This window comes from Stieleria neptunia (assembly GCF_007754155.1).
GTDB classification, from domain to species: Bacteria; Planctomycetota; Planctomycetia; order Pirellulales; family Pirellulaceae; genus Stieleria; species Stieleria neptunia.
This window is the reverse complement of the sequence record NZ_CP037423.1, coordinates 9,003,098-9,017,941: the sequence shown is the minus strand read 5'-3', so window position 1 is coordinate 9,017,941 and position 14,844 is coordinate 9,003,098. Positions and strand designations below refer to the sequence as shown.

Annotated in this window: 14 protein-coding genes; 9 read left to right on the top strand and 5 right to left on the bottom strand. The window is 60.6% G+C overall.

All coding sequences use genetic code 11. The annotated features are described in order from the left end of the window. Nucleotides 1-61: 61 nt before the first annotated feature. From Enr13x_RS31480 to tnpA, 4 genes are all read right to left on the bottom strand, one after another. Nucleotides 62-352: a hypothetical protein gene (locus Enr13x_RS31480; RefSeq protein WP_145384479.1), complete on the bottom strand. Its 291-nt coding sequence runs from the start codon at nucleotides 350-352 to the stop codon at nucleotides 62-64. Continuing rightward, nucleotides 352-1,980: an IS66 family transposase gene (gene tnpC / locus Enr13x_RS31475; protein WP_145384478.1), complete on the bottom strand. Its 1,629-nt coding sequence runs from the start codon at nucleotides 1,978-1,980 to the stop codon at nucleotides 352-354. Before tnpC ends, Enr13x_RS31480 begins: the two co-directional genes overlap by 1 nt. Before the next feature lie 86 nt (nucleotides 1,981-2,066). Next, the gene (tnpB, locus tag Enr13x_RS38425; RefSeq protein ID WP_261344157.1) at nucleotides 2,067-2,429 is read right to left on the bottom strand and encodes an IS66 family insertion sequence element accessory protein TnpB; all 363 of its coding nucleotides are present in this window, start codon (nucleotides 2,427-2,429) and stop codon (nucleotides 2,067-2,069) included. After that, a complete protein-coding gene (tnpA, locus tag Enr13x_RS38420; RefSeq protein WP_197455455.1) occupies nucleotides 2,426-2,773 on the bottom strand; it encodes an IS66 family insertion sequence element accessory protein TnpA in 348 nt (115 codons plus the stop codon). The genes tnpB and tnpA overlap by 4 nt, the downstream gene beginning before the upstream one ends. A gap of 75 nt (nucleotides 2,774-2,848) precedes the next feature. Here tnpA and Enr13x_RS31465 point away from each other — a divergent pair, with 75 nt between their 5' ends. From Enr13x_RS31465 to Enr13x_RS31450, 4 genes are all read left to right on the top strand, one after another. Beyond that, nucleotides 2,849-3,202: a DUF7450 family protein gene (locus Enr13x_RS31465; RefSeq protein WP_145390886.1), complete on the top strand. Its 354-nt coding sequence runs from the start codon at nucleotides 2,849-2,851 to the stop codon at nucleotides 3,200-3,202. Between the two features lie 256 nt (nucleotides 3,203-3,458). Next, nucleotides 3,459-4,889 (top strand): MotA/TolQ/ExbB proton channel family protein, encoded by a 1,431-nt coding sequence (locus tag Enr13x_RS31460; protein WP_231743890.1) that lies wholly within the window; start codon nucleotides 3,459-3,461, stop codon nucleotides 4,887-4,889. Beyond that, nucleotides 4,886-7,033, top strand: coding sequence for a hypothetical protein (locus tag Enr13x_RS31455; protein ID WP_145390885.1), 2,148 nt, complete (start codon nucleotides 4,886-4,888; stop codon nucleotides 7,031-7,033). Before Enr13x_RS31460 ends, Enr13x_RS31455 begins: the two co-directional genes overlap by 4 nt. Next, the gene (locus Enr13x_RS31450; protein ID WP_145390884.1) at nucleotides 7,030-8,073 is read left to right on the top strand and encodes a hypothetical protein; all 1,044 of its coding nucleotides are present in this window, start codon (nucleotides 7,030-7,032) and stop codon (nucleotides 8,071-8,073) included. The genes Enr13x_RS31455 and Enr13x_RS31450 overlap by 4 nt, the downstream gene beginning before the upstream one ends. Before the next feature lie 99 nt (nucleotides 8,074-8,172). Here Enr13x_RS31450 and purD read toward each other — a convergent pair whose 3' ends face one another. Next, nucleotides 8,173-9,462 (bottom strand): phosphoribosylamine--glycine ligase, encoded by a 1,290-nt coding sequence (gene purD, locus Enr13x_RS31445; protein ID WP_390621045.1) that lies wholly within the window; start codon nucleotides 9,460-9,462, stop codon nucleotides 8,173-8,175. 806 nt (nucleotides 9,463-10,268) lie between these two features. Between purD and Enr13x_RS31440 the strand changes: the two genes are divergently transcribed. From Enr13x_RS31440 to cyoE, 5 genes are all read left to right on the top strand, one after another. Next, complete coding sequence (locus Enr13x_RS31440) at nucleotides 10,269-11,063, top strand: methylamine utilization protein (RefSeq protein WP_231743889.1); 795 nt, start codon at nucleotides 10,269-10,271, stop codon at nucleotides 11,061-11,063. 134 nt (nucleotides 11,064-11,197) lie between these two features. Next, nucleotides 11,198-12,454 (top strand): cytochrome c, encoded by a 1,257-nt coding sequence (locus Enr13x_RS31435; protein WP_231743888.1) that lies wholly within the window; start codon nucleotides 11,198-11,200, stop codon nucleotides 12,452-12,454. Further along, on the top strand, nucleotides 12,451-12,627 hold the full coding sequence (locus Enr13x_RS38415; protein ID WP_197455483.1) for a hypothetical protein: 177 nt from the start codon (nucleotides 12,451-12,453) through the stop codon (nucleotides 12,625-12,627). The genes Enr13x_RS31435 and Enr13x_RS38415 overlap by 4 nt, the downstream gene beginning before the upstream one ends. Nucleotides 12,628-12,759: 132 nt before the next feature. After that, nucleotides 12,760-13,782 (top strand): COX15/CtaA family protein, encoded by a 1,023-nt coding sequence (locus Enr13x_RS31430; RefSeq protein ID WP_145390882.1) that lies wholly within the window; start codon nucleotides 12,760-12,762, stop codon nucleotides 13,780-13,782. 6 nt (nucleotides 13,783-13,788) lie between these two features. Continuing rightward, nucleotides 13,789-14,844 (top strand): heme o synthase, encoded by a 1,056-nt coding sequence (gene cyoE, locus Enr13x_RS31425; protein WP_145390881.1) that lies wholly within the window; start codon nucleotides 13,789-13,791, stop codon nucleotides 14,842-14,844.

Sequence of the window (14,844 nt, the reverse complement as noted above, 5' to 3'; positions counted from 1 at the left end):
GCTTTGCACGCCGACGCATCTTCCACTTGGGCGGTTCAAATGGCAGGGAGCCGATCTGATGTCACCATAGAATGTCGAGATCGCCATCCCCGGTGCGTTGGGCGTACTCCAGGTGGTCGCACAGGTCAGCGACCGCTTCAACATCGGAACCCGCTTTGCCCTTGACGCACGAGTGGCTCAGGTCGCCGATCAGCAGGTGCAGTTCCACCCGAGTCATCCCAACTCGGCGAAGCAGTTGATCCTTCGGCCAACGACGAAGCGACGCCTCCAAACGGCCTGACACGTAGCCGTACTTCAGGATCAAGTCGCGATGTTCACGCGTCAATTGGATTCGCTCGGTCAAGTCCGACATCACGCCACCTTGGCTTCGCGCCGACGCACGCGGCGTTGCTGAGTTGTCAATCGTCGCGACGCCTGCTCGGCATCACGATACACTCGAATGCTCTCGGGATGGCGGCCTCGCCAAACATCCGGAAGCAACGCTTCGTAGTCCGTCGAGCCACCGGCAAGCTTGCGAAGGCAATCGTCCACGTAAGCCCAAGCATCGAGATGATGCCGCGCCGCCGATGATACCAAGCTGTACATCGCAGCGGCTACTTCGCCACCGCGATTGGAGCCGACGAACAACCAGTTCTGACGACCGATCGTCAGGCTCCGAAGCTCGTTCTCTGTTTGGTTGTTGTCAAACGGAATCGCTCCATCGCCTAGAAACACCGTTAACTCGTCCCACTGATTCAGCGAGTACCTGACGGCCTTGCCAAGCGAACTCTTGGGCAACACTCGCGGATCGCTGCTCTTCTCGATCAACCAGTCATGGAGTTGGTTCATCAACGGGGCCGATTCAAGCTGGCGAAGCTCAAGACGCTCGTCGGCACTACACTGCTTTGCGCGATCCTCGACGTCATAAAGTCCTCGGTACATCGCAAGCGCACGCGCAGCGGCCACCGGATCGTTCGGCTTTGCTTCGACGAACTTCCTCCGAGCGTGACAGTTACAACACGCGGCAAAGATCTGATCGTGTTTCCCCAGGTAGACTCCCTCGTGAACTCCATAGGCGTCGACCACCGCGTGGCCGTGAAAATCCTTCAAGAATCCCGCCGGACCGTCGCGCCCACGACTCTCGGTAAAGTCGAACACGTTGTACGGATGGTCTTCGCGGCCACGATACAGCCAGAAGCGAGCCGTTCGCATCTTGCCGGGCAAGGCAGGATCTTGCAGCCGCACCGACGTGTCATCGACGCCCAGTACGCGGCCCGAAACGATTCGCGATTTCATCAAGGCGATCAGCGGTGCGACGAGTGCCGCGATGTTCACAAGCATCCCAAACTGCGTGTTTCTCGGGATCATCACGCCTGCGCGGGCGAAGATATCTTCACCTCGATACAGTGGCAAATGGTCGGCAAACTTGTTGGTGATGATTTGCGTGTAAACGCCAAAGCCATAATCACTGCCGGCAACCGGCGTGGTCGGTCCACCGGGCTCGCTGCCGGCGGGAACCTGCGCGATCGACTCTCTGCACTTGCCACAGGCACGCTTATGACGACGGATTTCCCAAACGAAGAGTTCCGCCGGAATCAGATCGAGCCGCTCGCTGATGTCCGTGCCAATGATGGGCATCTCTTCGCCACAGCAAGAACACATTCGCTCTTTGGACGAGACGTCCGCCTCGATGATCTTGCGTCTCAAGTGAGCCGGTAGTTTTTCGGACTTCTTCTTACGGCGTCGCTTCTTGCGAGACTTCGGCGGATCCTGCTCGTCATCATCGCCTTCATTGACCGACTCGCCGAGATCGAACAGATGCAACTGCGAATCGTCTTCGGCATGCCGCTCGGAGGATTGACCAAACAGTTTGCGACGGTACAGGTTCAGTTCTTCGCGAAGTTGTGCGATCGTCTTCTGTTGTGACTGAACCGTTTCGACCAACTCATCATTGAACCGCCGGAGGCTCTGCAAGTCGTCTTGATTCTCCGGCTCAGTCATACGGTTGTTTTAGCGCGATCAACAAAAAACGCAAGGCAGATGACCACCTTGCGTTTGCAATTTCTTGGAGTTCTTTTCGCTTGCCGCTACGCCACTTTGGCTGTGTCAATCGAGTAGCGTTTCCTTCGCTGCGTTCCTTCGATCTGCACACCGCGAAGCATCATGATTAGTTCCGCCGAATCGATCTCCAAGTCACCGTCGGAACTTCGCGTCAGCTTCTCAAAGGTTCCACGCTCGAGTCGCTTCGACCAGATAGAAAGACCGTCTTTGTCCCAGGCCAAGACCTTGACGTAGTCACGCCTGCGATTGAAGAAAACAAACAAGTGACCAGAGAACAGGTCGATCTGGAAGTGTGCTTTGACGAGGCCCGACAAACCGCAGAATCCTTTTCGCATGTCGGTCGCGTCGGTGCAGACGAAAATGCGTGTCGTTGGTGAGATTGCGATCACAGCGTTACCTCGACCGCAGTCGCTTGGACGATATCGGCGATCAGCTCGCGTCTCTCGACGGTGGTCGCATCCGGCGGCACTTTGACGGTCGCCCCACCGGGCAAGTCGATTTCGAAGCCTCGCCGGGCTGCGCATGAAAGCTCGCTGGCATCGAACTGTACGGGGATGAATGCCGGGTCACCGGGAGACTTTTCGTCGCGGAGCTTTCGCCGCCACTGATAGAAGGAGGCCGCCGAGTATCCTTCGACTTCGCAGAATTTTGCGACAGTCAATTCAGAGTGCTCAAATCGATCGAGTCGCTCTCGCCATTGCCGGGCGAGCTGTGGGTCGGGCAATCGTGCCATGGGTTTCTCCAAAAGTGGAAAGAAACCCACCACGCTACCGCTCCCGTCAACATGGGAAGATAGAACGCTTACGTCATGCTGGGCCAACCGGCGTTCTATTTGATTCCGGCTCAGACGATCCAGGACGGACCGCCGGCCGACGTCCCCGAATCGCTGGACCATTTCATCGCGTTCCGAATCGCCAACGTGGATTCGGTGGCGCTGCCCGAGCCCACGCCGGGAAAGCCCGTGATGGTTTGTGTTCCGGCCCAGCAGTGGCACCACGAGGAACACGTCGCGATCAAGTCCGCGGCGACGGTGCTGATGGTTTACGAAGTCGAAGCAAAGGCGTCAGAAGGCAAGGTGACGACCATCGACCCCTTGGGACTCAACGGCCTGACGACCGGCCAGAAGACGTCTGTCTATGTCGAGGGAGAGTTGGTTCAGTAGTGGGGTAAGCTTCTAGCTTGCCAGGCAGGCTGCTCGCAGGCTGGAAGCTTATGGCACTTTTGCGCGCTCGTGGCTGACGCCACGGATCGCAAGCTGGAAGCTTACGCCACGGATTGCTTGCGCCACGCACAGGGGGCGGTGTTGAATTCTGTGGATTGGGTGAAGTTGACCTGAGGGGAAAGACGATGGGGTGGTAAGGATTGTGCTTGGATACCGGTGCAACATTTTGACCCCTCGAACCGGCAAGGACGCTGGCGTGAGCAAGACTGAATCGCAAAACGCAGGCAAGTTTGATAGCAACCAAGACAGTCGTGTTGCGGATCACCGCGACCGGCTCAGCGGCATCGTCGCGGTCACGGGCGGGGGCGTGATGGCGGGCGTCTTTTACGCGGTGATTTACGTCACGCAGTGGGCCCCGCTAGAACGCTACTTCCTCGGCCACCCCGTCGCCATCGCGGCGACCATCTTGTTCTGCGTCGCCGTTTCTATCCTGTCGCTCAAGTCATGGGCGACGCGTCAGCAGTGGTCGTTGTTGCGCCGCGCCGATGATGCGACGTTGACGCCGCGACGAGAAATCGATTCACCGACCCAGGAGTTTCGCGATCGGCACGACGCGGGGTTCGTGGCCCAAGCATGGTCGAGCAATCTGGCCAAGCTGCCGCGCGACATCGGTCGTTCTCAACTGGTCGTTCGTCTGCGTGAAGTCTTGATGCGGCAATCCGGCCGCGGGACGACCAAGCATTTGGCCGACGACTTGCGCGAGCTTTCGTCGCGGGACGCCGATTCGGCCCACGACTCCTTCGCACTGATCCGTATCATTGTCTGGGCGATCCCGATGCTGGGGTTTTTGGGCACCGTGATCGGGATCACGCAAACACTCGGCGGGTTGGATTTTTCCAACGGCAACGCCGCGGTCGACAACTTAAAGAGTGGCTTGTACGTCGCGTTTGACACCACGGCGCTGGGGTTGGTGCTGTCGATCGTCGCGATCTTTTTACAGTTTCCGGTCGAACGCAGCGAGCAACAGTTGTTGGCCGCCATCGACGAACGCGTCGGCTATTTAACCGGGCTGCACTTGCCCGGTGACGAAGCCGCCGACAATCAATTCGAATTGCTGGCCCAGCTGTGCGAGGGCGTCCGCGCGGCGGTCGCGGAATCGTTGAGCAACCAGACGTCGTTGTGGCGTCAAACGATCGACGAAGCGCAGGGCTACTGGCAGCAAGCCCACAACGTCCAATCACAGAGCTTCATCGATGCGGTCGAGCAAACGCTCGTGCCCGCACTGCGCGACCATGCCGGGCAGATGGAACATTCGACACAGCGGAACCGTGAACAGCTCGGGATCCAATTCGACAAGTGGCAATCGCAACTCGCCGCCTGGCAGCAAACGATCATTGCCGGTGCCGACGCGATGACGAAACAGCAGGCGATGATGTTGGACCAGGTCGATCAGGCCGCGTTGGTTCGCGAGCAGGCCGGTTCGGTGTTGAACCTGCAGCAAACGTTGGCGGCCAATTTGAACCTGTTGGACGAAACGAACCGCCGCATCGATGAAAACATCGGCGCAGCGGCCGGCCAGGGCATGGCCGATGCCATGATCGTGTTGGCCCGGGCGGTCGATGTGTTGGCCCGTGAAATGACCGTGGGCAAATCCAACGTGTCACATGAATCGAGGCGGGCTGCATGAGCGGGCGGCGACGAAAGACACTTTCGCCGACGCTGTTTCCGTTCCTGGCCGTTTTGGTTTGCACGCTGGGAACCCTGATTCTGTTGTTGGCATTGGTGGCACAAAACACCTCCGACGCGGCGCAGCAGATCGCCGAAACGGCGGCTCAAGAACGCACCCGCGCCCCGGGGCAGTTGACCGTGGGTGACGTCGAGCTGCTGGTCGAAGAGGAAGCGTTTCGCCTGGGCGAATTGATTTCGTTTCGCGAAGCACAGACCGGTGACCTGGAAGACCGACGCAACCAATTGGCTCACGTCGAAGACCACATGCGGCGGATCCGTCAGCGATTGAAACAGATCAGCGAGGCGATGGAGCAGGCGATGTCGGATGATCCGCCGCCGGCCGCGACCGCCGAAGAATTAGAATCGCTGAACGAACAGCTGGTCAAAGAACAGCTGGTCGTGAAGAAGTTGCGCGAGGAAATCAAAACCGCCAAGCCGCGTTTCGTCATCGTTCCCCACCAAGGCCCCAACGGCACCGAGCGTCGTCCGATCTATTTGGAATGCACCGCCAAGGGCGTGACGATCTGGCCCGAAGGCGTCGCCATCACGCGGACACAATTGGAACAATCGTCGCGGGATGCGAACCCGCTCGATGACGCGCTCCGCGCCGCACGTTATCACGCGATGCAGCAATACGGCGATGCCATCCCGCCCTACCCGATGCTGTTGGTTCGCCCCGAGGGCGTCGACAGCTACTATGCCGCCCGGTCGGCCATGTTGGATTGGGACGACCAGTTCGGGTACGAACTGGTTCCGGCGGAGGTCAACCTGGCGTACCCCAACCCCGATCCGACCATGCGGCAGCGGATGCAGTACGCGATCAATCAGGCGCTGGATCGGATGACCCGACAATCGATCGCGCGATCGATTCGTGGGTCAGGCAGTCGCTCTCCGGCCGGACCCGGCGGAACGGGCGGCATCTATGACCGTCAAACGGCCGCCGGCGGCGCCGGGCAATCGCCGGCACCGTCCGGCCCAGTGACGGGGAAATCCGCGGTGGCGGAAAGCCCGTTCGGCGGAGACGGCTCCGTCGGCTCGTATGCGGATCCACCACGTGAGCCTGTGAAACCGGTGCCGCGTCTGTCGGTTTCGCAGATGGATCGTCAGGGGCGTCAAAGTGGTTTCCGCGACCATCGCATGTTTCCGACCCCAACCTACGGTCGCACGGGCAGTCGCGCGGGCGGTGGCAACCCGTCGCCGATCACATCCGAAGCGGCCAAGCGGCGGCTGGAACGACAGTTGCAAGATTCCGCTTCCTCGTTCGCCGAGGTGGAATCCGACCGGGATCTGGACCAGGCCGCCATGACGGCGGTCGACCAGATCGCCGCGGGAACAGACTCGGGATCACCCGATCAATCCCGCCCCCCATCGAACACGCCCGATGCAAACACGCCCGGATTGCATTATCCGTCCAGCGGTGATGCCGATTCCGCGTCAGCGATGTTGGCCCAAGGCAACGCCGACTCCGGCGGTCGGCAGCGTGTCATCGGCAAGGCCAGCGAGCAAGCCGGCGACAACCCCGCTGGGATCGGTCCCATGGCCGGTGCGCCGATGGGAATGAATCGCTTGGATCAACCCCAGGTCTCGCAGCGCAGGAAAGCCGGGCAACCGACCGACGGCCAAGCCCAGAATGCGGCCAATCAAAATCCCACGTCCGCCGAACAGACGACGTCGCGAAAGTCCCGTTCGTTGGTGCAACGCAACGGCGCCGATTGGGCGCTGCCCAGCAGTGTCGTGTTGGCGCGTGGCAACGAGATCGTTCGATCGGTTCGGCTGCAAATCCACGCCGATCGTTTCATCTTGTTGCCCGACGCCGGGATGCGGCGGAGCGAAACGTTTTTGATCGAACCCGACGGAGTCAATCTGGTGACGCTGCAACTGGCCACGTCGGTGCGTGACCGGATCGAACGTTGGGGGGCCGCTGCGCCGGGTGCCCGTTGGTCGCCACAGTTGAAGGTCGAAGTCGTGCCCGGCGCCGAACTGCAATACGAACAATGGAAACGATTGATGACCGGCAGCGGGCTACCGATCCAACGGGCCGATTCCAACCAAGACGCCGGTTACACTCAGGCAGAAAGCAACCCGCGGGGTGAATTGAAATGAGCGGGCGACATCGCAGAGAAGGCGTTTCGGTGGGGCACGATGCCTTTTTGGACATCGTCGCCAACCTGGTCGGAATCCTGATCATTTTGGTTGTGGTGTTGGGCGCCCAATCGGAGGCGGTCATGCGTGATGCGAAACCGCAGGTGAAAGAACCGCTGGATCCGAAATCACGAATTGCGGCCGAAGCGGAGATGGAAACGCTGGCAACGGTGGCAGCCCGCGCGGCGTCGGCACAGGCCGATTCGATGCGACTGGAGCGAACGATCAAAGTCTTGGATTCCAAGATCGCACAGCAAGCCGAACGTCGGACGATTCTGTTGACCTTGTTGACTGAAGCCGAAGCGGCCTGGGAAGACGAACAAACCAAGCTGGACGACGCCAATCGCCAAGCCGCGATCCGTAATGCCGAAGCATCGAAGCTGAAGAACGAATTGGCGGAGTTGGCCGGTGCACGAACGCAATTGGAAAGCAAGCAGCCGCCGATCGTCGCGATCTCCCACCTGCCGACTCCGATGGCCAAGACCGTGTTCGGCGAAGAGGTCTATTTTCGTTTGAAGGACGATCGATTGTCCGTGATTCCGTTTGAGTTGTTGGCCGATGAGATCGGTCGCAATTTTCGCCGCACGTCGTCGAGTCTTCGCGAAGGCGTCAGTGATGCGGCGGTCGGTCCGGTGCGCGGCTACGTCGCGCGGTACGTGCTGAACCGCAGCAACGAATTGGTCAGCAACGGCAATGCGATCGCCCGGATGAGTCGCGCGCGTGTCGTCGTTGCGTCGTTCGAGCCGCTCCGCGAACCCCACGGAACGCCGATCGAGGAGGTGTTGGCCAACGATGATTGGTTGGATGTCGAACTGTCGCAATACCCACCGGGCACGACGACGGTGACCGTCGCGGTCTATCCGGATAGCTACGGCTCGTTCCGCAAGTTGCGTGAGAAGATCTATGCCAAGGGCTACGCGTCGGCGGCGCGACCGATCAAAGAAGGCAGCCCGATCTACGTCAACTTCGCCGGCGGCGGCACCCGCTCGGTGGCGCAGTAGTCGAAATGTAGCCGTAGGTCACGCTGTGCGTGACATCCGGCATGCACAGCATGCCCTACCTCCTTGTTCCCAGGCGGAGCCTGGGGACAAGGGGTTGGCTTACTGCAGCGCTTTGTCGCTGATGTCTTTGCGGCACCAGGCGCCGGGCCAGCGGATTTTTTGCACTGCGGTGTAGGCCTTGAGTTTGGCGGCGCTGATGGTGTTGCCGATCGCGGTGACGCCCAAGACACGCCCGCCGTCATTGACGACGTTGCCATCGGCGGTCGTCGTTCCGGCGTGAAAGACTTTCACATCGTCGACCTTCGCCGCCTCGTCCAATCCAGTGATCACGCGGCCCTTTTCGTAGCTGCCCGGGTAACCTTCGCTGGCCATCACGACACACAGACTGGGACGCTCGTCCCATTGGAGCGGTTCGAGTTCGGAGAGGTTTCCGTCGGCGGCGGCGACCAGGATGTCAAACAGATCCGATTTCAGCCGCATCAACAGCGGTTGGCATTCCGGGTCACCGAAGCGGACATTGAATTCCAGCACCTTGGGGCCGGCCGCGGTCAGCATCAATCCGGCGTACAGCACGCCCTTGAACGGTTTTCGCGCCCGCTTCATCGCGTGGACGACGGGGACCAGCACGTCGGATTCGATCTTTTCGAACATCGCTTCGTCGACGATGGGGGTGGGGCAATAGGCGCCCATGCCGCCGGTATTGGGACCGGTGTCGCCGTCGTGCGCGGGTTTGTGATCTTGGGCGGCCGGCAGCGAAATGATGGTTTCGCCGTCGGTGATCGCCAGCACGCTGGCTTCCTGGCCGATCAGTTTTTCTTCGATGATCAATTCGTTGCCCGCCTCGCCGAACTCCTTTTGTCCGGCGATGCGATCGATCGCCTGCAGGGCGTCACTCCGCGTTTGGCACACGATCACGCCTTTGCCGGCGGCCAGCCCGTCGGCTTTGACGACGACCGGAACCTGGTCGGTCGGCTCACTGTATTTGTCTTTGATGTACCGCGAGGCGTCGTCGGCGTTTCGAAAGGTGCGGTAGTCGGCCGTCGGGATGTCGGCGGTGTGCAGCAGGTTCTTGCAAAACACCTTGCTGCCTTCCAGTTCCGCCGCGGCGGCCGAGGGGCCGAAGACGCGCAGCCCGGCTGTTTCGAGCGCGTCGACCAGTCCCAGCACCAGTGGCGCTTCGGGGCCCACGACGGTCAAATCGATCGCGTTGGTCTTGGCAAATTCGACCAGCTGGTCGACATCCGTCGCCGCGATGTCAACGTTGGTCGCTTCGAGTGCGGTGCCTGCGTTGCCCGGCGCGACAAACACTTCCGTCACCTTGGGACTCTGTCCCAGTTTCCAGGCCAGGGCATGTTCTCGCCCGCCGCTGCCGACCACCAAAACTTTCATCACATTCACCGCAGGAAGGATTTATCCGAAGAAGACCACTGAATCGGGCAATGTAATTGTTTGAGGCAGTTGATGGCAGATGGCGCCTGGGTGGGATCGCGTGCGGCGTGCTTTTGGTCGTGTGTTCCTATTGTTCGGAGGTAACCCTCCCGTGCGGAGGTCGTGCGGTTTTAAAGTCACCCTCCTGGCAGGAGGGTCGAGCGCAGCGAGGGGAGGTCGAACGGTGGATCGCCACGTTCACTTCACTCTTGATGGGCGACCCCAAGCAACAACGCAAACCCTCTCCTCGCTGCGCTCGACTCTCCCAGGGGGAGAGTGACGAAAACCGTTTTCTATCAACGACTTAAAAACTGCACGACCTCTTTTCGGATGTGTGGCGTCAACTCCCGCGCGAGCGGAAAGACCGGAGGGCTTGCGCCCTGCCGCTAACAAAAAAGGCGACTCCGGCCATGGGGGCTCGATGCCGCCCGCGCCGACGGAACTTCGGGGGGCTTTATCGTTCGTTAGCGGTAGACATTTATTCCTTCGGGCGTATAATCCCACGTGACCCCCCGGGATTCGTGTTTCTGTCGCCTATGCACCCCACCCCACCCCAATGGCGGCGCGACTCCCGACGACTAGTTTTTGAGAAGGTGGCGGCCGACTGAGTCCCCCGCTCCGGTTCGGCCGCCGCCTTTTTCATCACTCGTCTTGAACGAGGCTTTGTGAGAGCTTTCGACGTCACTGCTGGACGCGGTCTTAATTTGCGCCCGCGGACCAATTACACTCGTTGCGTTCCAGGCATCCACCACTCTAGGAGTTTCAGTGTGAACCACTTTGTATCTTTGACCCGTTTGTTCGTTCCGACAGCCGCGGCGATCGCCGTTAGCACGTTGCTGGCCGCGGTTTCTCCCGCCCAGGCTCAGGAAACCGGAACGTTGCGGATGACGTTCAAGTTGAAGGGAGCTGCGAAGACCTTTCCGCCGATCGCGCCCAACGTGGACCAAGCGTTCTGCGGTTTGAAAAAGATTCCGGACGAGACCTTGGTGGTGAACGCCAAGAACAACGGCATCAAAAATGTCATTGTGTACGTCTACACCGGGCGTCGCGGTACCCAGTTGCCGCCGATGAAATTGGAGCCCAAAACGCATGAGCTGGCCAACAAAGACTGCCGGTTCGAGCCCCACGTGTTGATCGCCAAGAAAGGCGACACGATCAAAGTCACCAACCCGGACAAGGTCGGTCACAACGCCAATTTCCAATTCTTCAACAACACCCAGCAGAACCTGACCGTTCCCTCGGGTGGTTCGGTCGACATCGAGCTGAAAGAAGACGAGCCGGCGCCGATTCCGGTCGCCTGCAACATCCACAACTGGATGAAGGCTCAAGTCGTCGTGCTCGATCACCCCTTTGCCGCGGTCAGCAATGAAGACGGCGTGCTGGAGATCAAGGGATTGCCGGTCGGCGAAGTCGTTTTCCGTGCCAACCACGAAAATGGGTCGTTGAAAGAGGTGATCGTCGACGGTGAAGAAACCGAATGGCGCAGCAGCAAGTTTGAAGTCGACATCAAATCCGGCATGAACGACATGGGCACGATCGAGGTTCCCGTCGACGCGTTCTAAGTGACGCTGCGTTCTTTCATGGAAAGCGGCGGCGTTTGAATCTCGCCGCTGCTGGGGAACTGCGACAATTGATTCGGTTGGTTCATTCGATCGCGTTCGGTTACGCTGCTCCTATGAGACCAACCCTCTGCAGAATGTCGATTTTTTCGGTGCCGTCTGACCCGGCACCCGGGTTCGCGCCGGTTCGGCTTGCCACAATTCGGCTTGCCCCGGTGTTGTGCGTCGCGATGCTGCTGTGCGGCTGTGATGCACCGGTGGAGCACTATCCGCCGAACCAGGTTCATTCGCTGGTCGTCTCGGCCAAGCTGGATGCCCCGACCGAGCTTGCCGCGGAAGACACCACCGCGGCCCTGGAGGCATGGTTTGGCACGCCGATCGAACCGCGCTGGCCGGCCGAACAGATGTCGCGCGACGACGCGAAATCCCTGGTCCGTCTGGAGAATTTGCAGCGCGCCGCCGGGCCAGTCTACAGCGATCAAGACAACCGTCACTTCGGGCTGTTCAATGAGCACTGTGTGACCTGTCACGGGGTATCCGGCGGCGGGAATGGCCCGGCGTCGTTGCTGCAAAACCCTTATCCGCGTGACTTTCGCCCCGGCGTCTACAAGTGGAAATCGACCGAGCGGGGGGCCAAGCCGACCCGCGAGGATTTGATGACGATTCTGCGTCACGGTGCACCCGGGACAGGCATGCCGTCGTTCCAGCGGCTTTCCGAGGATGATCTGCAGGCCTTGGTCGACTACGTCATCTATCTGTCGGTTCGAGGCGAATTTGAACGGCGGTTGCTGACCGAAGCGGTGGTCGAGTTGGGCTATGAAGAGTCGCGGCCCGATGACGACGCCAGCCTGTTGACGCTGGCGACCTTTGACCAAGACGCGTTTGCCATGGAGGTGGCCCGGGACGTGCTAGACCGGATCACCGGCCAGTGGGTCGACGCCCCGCAATCGTTGATCGCCGTGCCCGAGGAAACGCCGGACGATGCGGCATCGATTGCGCGCGGCGATGAATGGTTTCATGGCCCGATCGCCAATTGTGTCGGTTGCCATGGAAAACAAGGCGGCGGAGACATCGTCACCTTTGACTTTGACGATTGGACGAAAGAATTTACCGAAGGCATCGCGGTCACGCCGACCGATCGAGAGGCGGTGCGGCCGTTCCGCACGGCGGGGGCGCTGCGACCGCGGCAGATCTACCCCCGAACGTTGACCGACGGTGTCTATCGCGGCGGCGGGGATCCCCAAACGCTGTACCGCCGGATTGTTGCCGGGATCGCCGGCACACCGATGGCCGGACGAAGCGTGGCGGATCAGCCGTCGGACAAAGAATTGACCAGCGATCAGGTGTGGGACATCGTCCACTATGTTCGGTCGCTTGATGAGGCGAAGCCATGAGTCGTGACAGTTACCGCAGCGTCGGAGCCATCGTGGGTTTGGGTTTGGGCATTGGGTTGATGCTGATGGCCGGGCAAGGCGGCGTGTTGCCGGGTGCGATTTTTGGTGCCGGAGGGGCGATGGCCGGCGGTATTCTCGGTGAGAAGATCCACGCGATGCGGCAGGGAAAGTGACCGGAGGGGCTGCCGTGGGATAGGCTTCCAGCCTGTCGAGCGAGGGAGATGGCAGGCTGGAAGCCTATCCCACGGGCGGGAGACGACAGGCTGGAAGCCTATCCCACTGTTGTGAGGCAATTTGGGAAATTAATGAGCGAAAACGAATCCATCGAAACGAATCCAAGCCCGGCCGGTGAGCGGTCGCCGTGGTTGCATCGTCTGGCGGTGCTGTCGGTGTGTCTGGTCTGGCCGTTGATTTGGGTCGGCGGCCTGGTGACCACGTATGACGCGGGGATGGCGGTACCGGATTGGCCCGGGACGTACGGGTACAACCTGTTTCTGTACCCGCTGTCGACTTGGTTGTACGGACCGTTTGATCTGTTCATCGAGCACGGCCACCGGCTGTTGGGGGCCGTCGTCGGTTTGGTGGCGATCGCGATGGTGGTCGCCGCGATTCGGCGTGAAGATCGTCGCGCGGTCGTCTGGTTGACCGTCGGGATCTTGGTCGCCGTGATTTCGCAAGGCGCGTTGGGCGGTGTGCGTGTCTTGTTGAGCGATCGGACCACGGCGATGATCCACGGCTGTTTCGGCCCCGTGGTGTTTGCGCTGTGCTGCATCGCCGCGTCGGTGACCAGTCGCCGTTGGTGGGACCGCAAGCTGACGGCAAAACGGGCGGCACAGGGGGCCGAAGCGGCCAAGCCACTCAGCAGGTGGGTGGTCGGTCTGGCGGCGGTGCCCGTGCTGTTGAGCTATTTGCAATTGGTCCTGGGGGCACAGCTCCGGCACGTCCAGCCGTTGACCACGCCGGGAACGTTCACGCTGATTGTGGCGGTCCACATCGTCACTGCCTTCGGTTTGTGGTTGTTGACGCCGGTTTTGTTCGTTTTGGTGCGTCGCTGCGGCGATTTGACGCTGTCCAGGCCGGCGGGTTGGCTGATATGGTTTGTGGGCTGTCAAATCTTGCTCGGGACCGGGACATGGATCGTCACTTACGGTTGGCCGAGCGTTTTGGAGTTTCTTCCGTTTGGCGAAGGCTTTTTGGTTCGCTCAAAGGGATTTGTGGATTCGATCATCGTGACCGCCCATGTTGCGGTCGGGTCGCTGATTCTGGCGACGGCGGCGGTGATCCTGGTTCAAGTTTTACGTCAGCGAACGCTTGCCACCCCCGTTTAATCATTTATGTCCAGCAACGTCCTTGCCACTGATTCCCGCTATGAATCCGACCTCCAAGGTCCGGGAGTGGCCGTACTCGAACCGCCGGCTCAACGCAGGGAAGCGACACCACGCATGGAAGTGACGGCCCAGGCAACACCGGCTTCGAGTCAGGGGATGGACAAGACGGTGGATAAGACGGTGGTTTCGTTTCGCGTGTTCGTTTCTGACCTGATTCAGCTGACCAAGCCGCGGATCGTCGTGATGATCTTGGTGACGACGGTCGCCACGGCGATGATCGCTGCCGGCGGGACGGTTTCGCTCGGCACGCTCGCTTTGTTGTTGTTGGGCACCGGCATGGTTGCCGGCAGCGCCGGCGGGGCGAACCAGATTTGGGAGCGCGTGATCGACCGCAACATGCCTCGCACCGCGGTTCGTCCCCTACCCTCGGCGCGGATGTCGACCGGCATGGCGACGGCCTTTACCGCCTCGATGGGCACGCTGGGGTTGGCGATCTTGTGGATGGGGTTCTCGTTGACGCCGGCGGGTGTCGGGTTGGCGACGTGGTTGCTGTACGTGTTTTTGTACACGCCGATGAAAACCCGGACGTCTTGGAACACGACGGTCGGGGCGATTGCCGGTGCGTTGCCGATGTTGATCGGCTACACGGCACTCGGCGGTTCGTTGGCCGATGGGACCGGATGGTTGTTGTTCGGCGTCTTGGGCGCTTGGCAGTATCCGCACTTCATGGCCATCGCTTGGCTGTATCGACGCCAGTATGAACAGGCCGGATTTTGCATGTCGACGACGGTCGAGCCGACGGGGATTTCCGCGGCGATTCAAAGCATCGCCGGGTCGCTGGCGGTGATCGTGTGCGGCGTCGTGTTGTGCTGTCTCTCGCCGGGCATCGTTCCCGCTGCCGTGTGCAGCGTCGCGGTGCTGGCGGCCACGGTCCCGATGTTGAAGGCGTCGATCCGGTTCGCGCGAAGCCGAACGGATGTGACGGCACGCCGATTGCTGCGGTCCTCGCTGCTGGTGCTGCCCGCCGTCTTGGCGGTTGTTACGATCCGTGTCTTTTGGTGA

What these genes read in the sequence shown, in the direction of transcription:
- Enr13x_RS31480 (WP_145384479.1), bottom strand. Translation starts at nt 352, where the DNA reads ATGTCGGACTTGACCGAGCGAATCCAATTGACGCGTGAACATCGCGAC.
- tnpC (WP_145384478.1), bottom strand. Translation starts at nt 1,980, where the DNA reads ATGACTGAGCCGGAGAATCAAGACGACTTGCAGAGCCTCCGGCGGTTC.
- tnpA (WP_197455455.1), bottom strand. Translation starts at nt 2,773, where the DNA reads ATGGCACGATTGCCCGACCCACAGCTCGCCCGGCAATGGCGAGAGCGA.
- Enr13x_RS31465 (WP_145390886.1), top strand. Translation starts at nt 2,849, where the DNA reads ATGCTGGGCCAACCGGCGTTCTATTTGATTCCGGCTCAGACGATCCAG.
- Enr13x_RS31455 (WP_145390885.1), top strand. Translation starts at nt 4,886, where the DNA reads ATGAGCGGGCGGCGACGAAAGACACTTTCGCCGACGCTGTTTCCGTTC.
- Enr13x_RS31450 (WP_145390884.1), top strand. Translation starts at nt 7,030, where the DNA reads ATGAGCGGGCGACATCGCAGAGAAGGCGTTTCGGTGGGGCACGATGCC.
- purD (WP_390621045.1), bottom strand. Translation starts at nt 9,462, where the DNA reads ATGAAAGTTTTGGTGGTCGGCAGCGGCGGGCGAGAACATGCCCTGGCC.
- Enr13x_RS31435 (WP_231743888.1), top strand. Translation starts at nt 11,198, where the DNA reads ATGTCGATTTTTTCGGTGCCGTCTGACCCGGCACCCGGGTTCGCGCCG.
- Enr13x_RS38415 (WP_197455483.1), top strand. Translation starts at nt 12,451, where the DNA reads ATGAGTCGTGACAGTTACCGCAGCGTCGGAGCCATCGTGGGTTTGGGT.
- Enr13x_RS31430 (WP_145390882.1), top strand. Translation starts at nt 12,760, where the DNA reads ATGAGCGAAAACGAATCCATCGAAACGAATCCAAGCCCGGCCGGTGAG.
- cyoE (WP_145390881.1), top strand. Translation starts at nt 13,789, where the DNA reads ATGTCCAGCAACGTCCTTGCCACTGATTCCCGCTATGAATCCGACCTC.